Source organism: Acinetobacter sp. YH16044, from assembly GCF_013417145.1.
Lineage (GTDB): Bacteria > Pseudomonadota > Gammaproteobacteria > Pseudomonadales > Moraxellaceae > Acinetobacter > Acinetobacter amyesii.
Genome location: NZ_VPEK01000058.1, coordinates 1 through 7,593 on the forward strand (window position 1 = coordinate 1; position 7,593 = coordinate 7,593).

8 protein-coding genes are annotated in these 7,593 nt (G+C 34.2%); 5 read left to right on the top strand and 3 right to left on the bottom strand.

Annotated elements, in window-relative coordinates; genetic code table 11:
• The first annotated feature begins 1,143 nt into the window (after positions 1 to 1,143).
• The gene (gene repM, locus FTV38_RS15920) at positions 1,144 to 2,076 is read left to right on the top strand and encodes a replication initiation protein RepM (protein ID WP_179995818.1); all 933 of its coding nucleotides are present in this window, start codon (positions 1,144 to 1,146) and stop codon (positions 2,074 to 2,076) included.
• A gap of 9 nt (positions 2,077 to 2,085) precedes the next feature.
• Here the strand turns inward: repM and FTV38_RS15925 are convergent, their stop codons facing one another.
• Complete coding sequence (locus FTV38_RS15925) at positions 2,086 to 2,364, bottom strand: mobilization protein (RefSeq protein WP_180009818.1); 279 nt, start codon at positions 2,362 to 2,364, stop codon at positions 2,086 to 2,088.
• A 212-nt stretch (positions 2,365 to 2,576) separates the two neighbouring features.
• Between FTV38_RS15925 and mobQ the strand changes: the two genes are divergently transcribed.
• The 3 genes from mobQ to FTV38_RS15940 all read left to right on the top strand — a co-directional run bounded on the left by mobQ (position 2,577) and on the right by FTV38_RS15940 (position 5,100).
• Positions 2,577 to 3,530, top strand: a complete 954-nt coding sequence (gene mobQ / locus FTV38_RS15930) for a MobQ family relaxase (RefSeq protein ID WP_179991710.1) — start codon at positions 2,577 to 2,579, stop codon at positions 3,528 to 3,530.
• Entirely contained in the window at positions 3,527 to 4,024 is a 498-nt protein-coding gene (locus FTV38_RS15935; RefSeq protein WP_179991709.1) for a hypothetical protein, read from the top strand. The genes mobQ and FTV38_RS15935 overlap by 4 nt, the downstream gene beginning before the upstream one ends.
• Before the next feature lie 593 nt (positions 4,025 to 4,617).
• Positions 4,618 to 5,100 (top strand): BLUF domain-containing protein, encoded by a 483-nt coding sequence (locus FTV38_RS15940; RefSeq protein WP_179995733.1) that lies wholly within the window; start codon positions 4,618 to 4,620, stop codon positions 5,098 to 5,100.
• A 298-nt stretch (positions 5,101 to 5,398) separates the two neighbouring features.
• Here the strand turns inward: FTV38_RS15940 and FTV38_RS15945 are convergent, their stop codons facing one another.
• On the bottom strand, positions 5,399 to 5,707 hold the full coding sequence (locus tag FTV38_RS15945) for a hypothetical protein (protein ID WP_179991713.1): 309 nt from the start codon (positions 5,705 to 5,707) through the stop codon (positions 5,399 to 5,401).
• Between the two features lie 701 nt (positions 5,708 to 6,408).
• On the opposite strand from FTV38_RS15945, the gene FTV38_RS15950 reads away from it, so the two are divergent.
• Positions 6,409 to 7,332: a RepB family plasmid replication initiator protein gene (locus FTV38_RS15950; protein ID WP_179991712.1), complete on the top strand. Its 924-nt coding sequence runs from the start codon at positions 6,409 to 6,411 to the stop codon at positions 7,330 to 7,332.
• On the opposite strand, the gene FTV38_RS15955 is transcribed toward FTV38_RS15950, so the two are convergent.
• Positions 7,322 to 7,558 (bottom strand): mobilization protein, encoded by a 237-nt coding sequence (locus tag FTV38_RS15955; RefSeq protein WP_180022975.1) that lies wholly within the window; start codon positions 7,556 to 7,558, stop codon positions 7,322 to 7,324. The genes FTV38_RS15950 and FTV38_RS15955 overlap by 11 nt on opposite strands.
• Positions 7,559 to 7,593 lie beyond the last annotated feature (35 nt).

The following is a 7,593-nucleotide window of genomic DNA, read 5'->3' on the forward strand; positions in this document are numbered from 1 at the left end:
AAAGGCAAGAGTTAAGTAAATTGGAGTTAGTTAAAAAGAAAGTTAATTAAGCAAAAACTGAGTTATACTTTTTTGATAACGATAATAACTAAGCCCAGAAAGCGCCTAATCTCAGCACTGCACCTGCTGGGATTTTTTTTATTTAAATATCTGATATAGTGGTACTTATATAAAATATTATAACTTAGGTGGTCCATGCCTAGCCTAACTCTCAAAGCCACATCAAAAAGATGCTTCGAGCCTAAAGTTTTAATGATTCTAATTGAGTGTCTGCCTTATGAACAAAGGCCTCCTATCAAAGAGTTATTAACCTCTTATCCTGTAGAAATTAAACTAAATCTAACTCCAGAAGTCTTAGAACCCACTATCGAAAAAATACTAAAACGCTTAGGCAGAGCATTTATTATCAGTAAGTAGATCAGTTCTGAAGTTTTCTTAAAATTAACATAATATAACTGTTTTTTCCTTCAATATCATTATATTAGAGATTGCCGCCTTGAATCATAGAGCAACAGGGCGGCAACTTTTCTATTTTTTATGTTCTACGGTTTTAATTAGATATTTTAATAATTAAATTCATTCCAGTAAGAACCGAGCGAGTGTCTACGAGCGATCACCTGGCATTAAAATTTTGCCCCTGCCTTTTCCCTGATTACAAGCCCCCCCTTTGCTTCTTAACGAAAGATATAGAGCATCCCGAAGGGTGCGAACTGTATTAATTAGAATCTAAACGAGCGAAGCGAGCATAAAGATTACTGAGCGAAGCGAAGGCCTAGTTTCTTTTTTTATTAAATCCTCAACTTCTATTTAAAAAAAACAGCCCCTCAACCGAGCTTTAGCGAGGTTAAAACGTCCGAGCTTTAGCGAGGGCATAGGGCTGTTTTCCATGCTCACTTATGCTTTTATATATATTTTAAAGCTTTTAAATGCTTTTAGACACTCTTAAACCCTTACTACAGAAGGGTTTCAAGCCCTATAAAAGGACATTTAGTCGGTTATAAAAGGACATTTAGTCGGTTATAAAAGGACATTTAGTCGGTTATAAAAGGACATTTAGTCTTGATTTAAGGACTTAATTAATATTGACCTTTTAATGATAACTTTATACAGTGTCCTTACTTTGAATAATAATATGCTTTGAAGATGAAGAATGAGCTTGTTGTGAAAGATAACGCATTAATGAACGCTAGTTATAATTTAGAAGTAACCGAACAGCGCTTAATACTTCTTGCAATCATTAATGCAAGACAAACAGGTAACGGTATAACTGCTGATAGTAAGTTAGAAATACATGCTAATGATTACGCTAGTCGTTTTAATGTTAGTAACGATGGTGCTTACAAAGCACTGAAAAGTGCTGTTCTAAACCTGTTTGATCGTCAATTTTCATTTAAAGAAGAAGATAAAAAGGGAAATGTAGGAACTGTTAAGTCTAGATGGGTAAGCCGTATTAAATATATTGATGATTCAGCTACATTAGAAATCACTTTTGCACCAGATGTAGTGCCTTTGATTACAAGACTTGAGCAACAGTTCACTAGTTATCAACTTAAGCAGGTCACACAGCTTACAAGTAAATACGCTATTAGGCTTTATGAGTTAATCATTGCTTGGCGCGAAGTTGGCAAAGTTCCACAAATTGAGTTAAGTGACTTTAGAAATAGAATTGGGCTTGAAAATACTGAATATACAGCGATGTGTGATTTCAAAAAGCGTGTATTAGAACCAGCAATCAAACAAATCAATGAACATACAGACATCGTAACAACTTATGAGCAACACAAAAAAGGGCGTTCAATTACAGGCTTTTCATTCAAATTTAAGCAAAAGCAAATAAGAACTGAAGTTAAAAAAGACAAAAATATAGGAGATTTTTTTAACCGAATGACTGATTCACAACGTCTTAAGTTTGGATCTAAACTTGCCTATGATGAGCGTGTACAAAGTGAGTATAGCCACTTAATTGGTACTGGAAATTATGAACAATTCGGACAACTTTTAGCTGAAATGCTAGCAGAAAAAAGACACTTTGAAATGTTCTTTCCTTTGCTTGTAGAGCATGGTTTTAACGTATAAAAATAAAAACTAATTACACTTAAGATTAAATAACTCTCTATCTCTGTCTTCTGTTAAATACTCGTTGAGTTCAGCGAGTATTTTTTCTTTATTGGCTTCATTGGCATTCATTTTTTTAATCAAATAAGAACCGAGCAAAATTTTGCGTCGAGTATCATCTTTTCTTTCCTGCTCTTTTTGTTTTGATTTTTCTCTAGCTTCGATAGCCTGTTTACGAGCCTTTAACTGTTTCAACTTTTCCAACTGGGCTTCAATTTTCTTTTCGAGATTTTCAGCAGCTTTTGTCATGATTCAGATTTCGGGATATAGAAAACCACTCAAGCATAAGGCCCTATGAATTGAAATTCAAGCGGGCTATATGCTATCGTGTTTTCATGAAATGCGCACTTACGACTTGGATTTCATCCAAGTCAAAGTTTGCGTAAGGGGATTCCCCTTAACCCCAAAAAACTGCTACGCAATTTTTAAAAGCAAAAGCAAAACCACCACAAGGCTAAGGCATGGCAATTTATCACTGTACTACTAAGACCGTTAACCGAAGTTCGGGACGAACTGCAGTTGCATCTATGGCTTACCGTGCAGGAGAAAAATTGAAAGATGAACGGACAGGGTTAACCCATGACTTCACAAGAAAAGAAGGTGTGGTTTATACAGAGATTCTTTCTAACTTGGATACTGAATTAGACCGAAGCCAAGTTTGGAATCTGGCAGAAAAATCTGAGAATCGAAAAGATGCCCGAACCGCACGTGAATGGGTTATCGCTTTACCTGATGAACTGGACGAAGAACAGCGAAAAGAATTGGCTAAAGAGTTTGCCCAATCATTAGTAGACCGTTATGGGGTGATTGCAGATTTAGCCATCCATGCACCCAGCAAAGGAGGGGATGATAAAAACCATCATGCGCATATCTTGCTGACTACACGTAAGGCTGAACTGGATCAAGATCATAATCTGGTGCTAAAGGATAAGACTGATATTGAGTTAAGCAATGCCAAGAGAAAAAGCCTGGGCATGGGAACAAGCCAGGAAGAAATTAAACAGATCCGAGCCACCTGGGCAAACTTAGCCAATCATGCCCTCGAACATGCAGGGTATCGGGAAAGAATCGACCACCGTAGTTATGCCGATCAAGGCAAGGATCTACAAGCTACCATCCATGAGGGTAGTAAAGTTACCCAGATGCGCAGAAAAGGCATAGATACTGAAATTAGCCGTTTTAACGATACGATCAAACAGCAAAACAGCCAACAGCTCCAAAACAAACAACAGCACAAGGAAAAGACCTTAGAACAAGGGTTCAACCATGTTGAGCAAGGTTTCAAACAATGGAAGAAAGATCGGGAAGCACAACGTCTGGAACAAGAGCAAAGACAAAGATTGAAATTGGAACAAGAGCAAAAGATGAAACAGACACAGCGTATTAAATATGAAAGAAGTGGCCCATCGCTATGAGCAACCAAAACGACTTAGACGATCAACTATATATTTTACTGGCCTCCATGAAGGAATATAGAGAGGCCATAGCAGACGATAACAAGCGATTAGAGGTATTTTACAACCAAATCGCTAACGGAGTACTCAATAAGGCTGAAAAATCGCTAGAAAACGCAAATAAGAAACATACAGCTGCATTAAACAATAGTATTCAAGAATTAAACGAAGCTACAAAAAGGCTCAACTTAAAATTTATCATTATTTTTGCCAGCACGTTTGTCGCTGTGATGATGGTATTCATCTTGGCAATATTCTTGTACGTGCCAAGCAAAGATGAAATTAATGAACGTAGAACTGATATGGCTGTACTTAAAAAATATCCACTACAAATTAGAGAAAGTGATGGTGAAACACTAGTCAGAATCATGACGAAAAATTGCTATTCATTTCAGCCAAATAGTGTCAAAGAAAAGACCTATGACTGGTGCCAGATCGACCCTAAAAGATATTAGTTGATCGGTACTTTGCTTGGTTTTTCTCATAGCTAATCAGATTATAGCAAGCGCAAAGTTGCCCGACTTTGAAATATGGCTAAAGCCATATTTCAAAGCATCGAGCTAAATTTTGGTTTCTTATGTCATATCTATTTGCAATGGGAAAAGGCATGCTAAAACATTAAAAGAAGGAATAAATAATGAGAAAGCATTTGATTTTCCTATTTTTTATAATGATGCTTTTTATTTTAGCTATAGTTATTAAGATCGAAAATGATCAGAAAAAAGAGCAACAGTTAAGTAAATTGAAGCTAATTGAAAAGAAAATTAATTAAGTAAAAACTGAGTTATACTTTTTTGATAACGATAATAACTAAGCCCAGAAGACACCTAATCCCAGCACTACACCTGCTGGGATTTTTTTTCTTATGCTTAATTACTTACTTTCCGATATAGATTATGAATGTATGTATTTTACCAATAGGTAAAGTGCAAGGATATAAGATAAAAGAAAGGATGCTTTAAGAAAGCAGTCTAAAAATTACTAATTTTATATAATAATTTTTTTTATTATATATACTTAACTATTTATATCTTAAGACGAATTACCAATGACCGCTATACGATTATTATATGTAAGTAAGTTCAGGTCTAAAATTTATTCTAAGAGTGAACTTTATGAAATTTTAACCGAAGCATTAAAGTTTAATGGAGCAAATCAGATCTATGGGGCTCTTTACTATGGAAATGATTACTTTGTTCAATGTTTAGAGGGGCAAGAAGATAAAGTAAAGCATCTTTTTCATGACAAAATCTTAAAAGATCCGCGTCATGAAAATTGTGAAGTTCTTTATCTTGAGAAGATCAGTACATATCTCTTTTCTAATTGGTATATGAAATATGCCAATATTGATCAGGATATAGTTAAGTTTTTCTCTAAAAATCATAATGATATTTTTAATCCATACTTATTAAATAGCTCTACAATCCCACCTCTTATAGAGTTATTAAGTCAGCATGCAGATAATTTTTCTATATTAAAAAGTAAAGCTTTAATTACTTCGAATCCAATTTGGATTAAAAAATTAGCATAATAGACCTTATACGAAATACAACTGTTTTTCCCTTCAAGATCATTATATTAGAGATTGCTGCCTTGAATCATAGAGCAACAGGGCGGCAACTCCTCTATTTATCATGTTCCAAGTTTGATATTTGATCGTTGTTCCACGGTACTGATTAAATATTTTAATAAAAAACTCATTCTAGTAAGAGCCGAGCAAGTGCCTACGAGCGATCACCTGGTATCAAAATTCATGCGTTTTTCTCTCTGATTACAAAGTCTGTTTTTTAAAGCAAAAAAAGGAAGGGATAACCCTTCCTTTTTTCTATTTAACTGGCTTGTCGATATTCAAACCTTCTTAAAAAATCTTGAATTGCCTGTTCTTTCAACAATTCACTAATTAATAAAGATGGTATGAAGTACACTTTTACTCGCACACGTTTTTTCAGTTTTGAATCTTCAGATAAATAGTGATCTTCAATATTCCATCCATCACTACGTAATTCGCTAATACGACACGCAGAGTAACTAGAATCAATAGACGACCACATATCTTTGTTTTTAACAGGCACCCTATTTAATAAGCGGTGCAAGATATGTGCTTTATGTGTATCTACTGCCGGTAAAACTGGAATCATGATGATTCCTCCATTGTAAAAAATGGAGGTTAATCAGCCTTATCTGTTCGCTAACTTGAACAAATTGTTTATCAATGATAGAATCGTTTATGCATTTTAAACGTAAATCATTAATTCTTATGGCTTTTTTAACCTCCTTTGGTTTGATTTGTTAGCTATTTGATATTAAAGATTTCAAAAAAGGTACTTGTTGACGCAAGTGCCTTTTTTTTGCTTTATTTTCAAACAGTTCAAACTCTAACATAGGAATACATAAAAATATAGTCCCTATGCTCACAGTTTCGCGTATTTCGAACGTTTACATGTAAACATATGGTTGTATACCTATTTTCTTTTAATCGGCCGTAAACAGCCTTACACGAAGAATTAGAATTAATTATAAAAAATTATTTTCAATTGTATTAAATAAAAAATCCTTTTTTATCTTTTTAATAAGCTTTTAAAAGCTTTTAGACCCCCTTCAAACCCTTTATTCATAAGGCTTTCAAACTTTAAAAAACTACAAATGGAGGATATTAAGCTACAAATGGAGGACTAAATCAGTTTTTAAAACTACAAATGGAGGAATTTAAAACTACAAATGGAGGACATTAAGCTACATTATTTTTATTGTAGTTTTGTTAAAAAGCTACAAAAATAATAGCTAAAAAAACAGCAGCTTGGTATTTTGCAAATTACATTGCTCAGTATGTAGTTTTCAAATGGAAGATAAAAAAACCTATCCACCTTCATGGGTGGTCATACAAAATAATATTCAAGAATGCTTTAAAAGCATGTCTATCGATGAAAAGCGTTTATTGGTTTTAGCAAGTCCTATCGCTAGAGTTACCAACGCTACCGAAAAAGACCCCATTACTATTACTGCTGAAAACTTTGCTAAAGAGTGCAATATAAAAACCCACTCTGCATATAAGTCGATGGAGGAAGCTAGTAAGCATATGCTGCGTAGGTACTTTACCTATACAGATGAAAAGGGGAAAAAAGTTTCTTGTTCTTGGGTAATCCGAGCAAAATACGACAATGGAGCAATATCAATTTGCTTTCCTGAGGAAGTTCTTTTAATGCTAAAAGAATTTGATAAGCTCAACCCTTACACCAAATATAAAAAAGAAGTGGTACTCAGACTTAAAAAAGATTATTCCTTTGACCTGTATCATCTTGCCAAGAAATATCAGGGTCTAGGTAAATTTGAATTAAGTTTAGATCGTATAAAAACAGAGTTAGGATTGCCTAAGTCTTATGATCGAATGTCTAATTTAAAAACCCGTGTTTTAGAGCCTTCTTTAGAAGAAATTAACTCTCAAACAGATTTAAATCTAACTTATGAAAATATAAAAGAGGGTAGAACTGTTGTGGGGTTTAGATTCAAAGTTAAAGAAAAATTTGAAAAGCCAAAAATCAACTCAAGTCGAGATATGAATACCGTCGATATGTTTTTCAAAATGACTGATGGGCAAATTAATATGTTTGGAAATCAGCTTGCCAAATTACCGGGCCTATCACATTTAGCTGTTGGTAATGAGAGTTATGAGGCTTTAGCTAGTCGAATTAAAGACATGCTGATAGACCCTGAAAAACAAAAAGAGTTTATTCCACATTTAAGAAGTTTAGGTTTTAAAGGTTAAATAATTTTCTGTCTCGATCTTCTATTAAATACTCGTTGAGTTCAGCGAGTATTTTTTCTCTATTGGCTTCATTGTCATTCATTTTTTTAATCAAATAAGAACCGAGCAAAATTTTGCGTCGAGTATCGTCCTTTCTCTCCTGCTCTTTTTGCTTTGATTTTTCTCTAGCTTCGATAGCTTGTTTATGAGCCTTTAACTGTTTCAGCTTCTCTAACTGGGCTTCAATTTTCTTTTCGAGATTTTCAGCAGATTTTGTCCTGA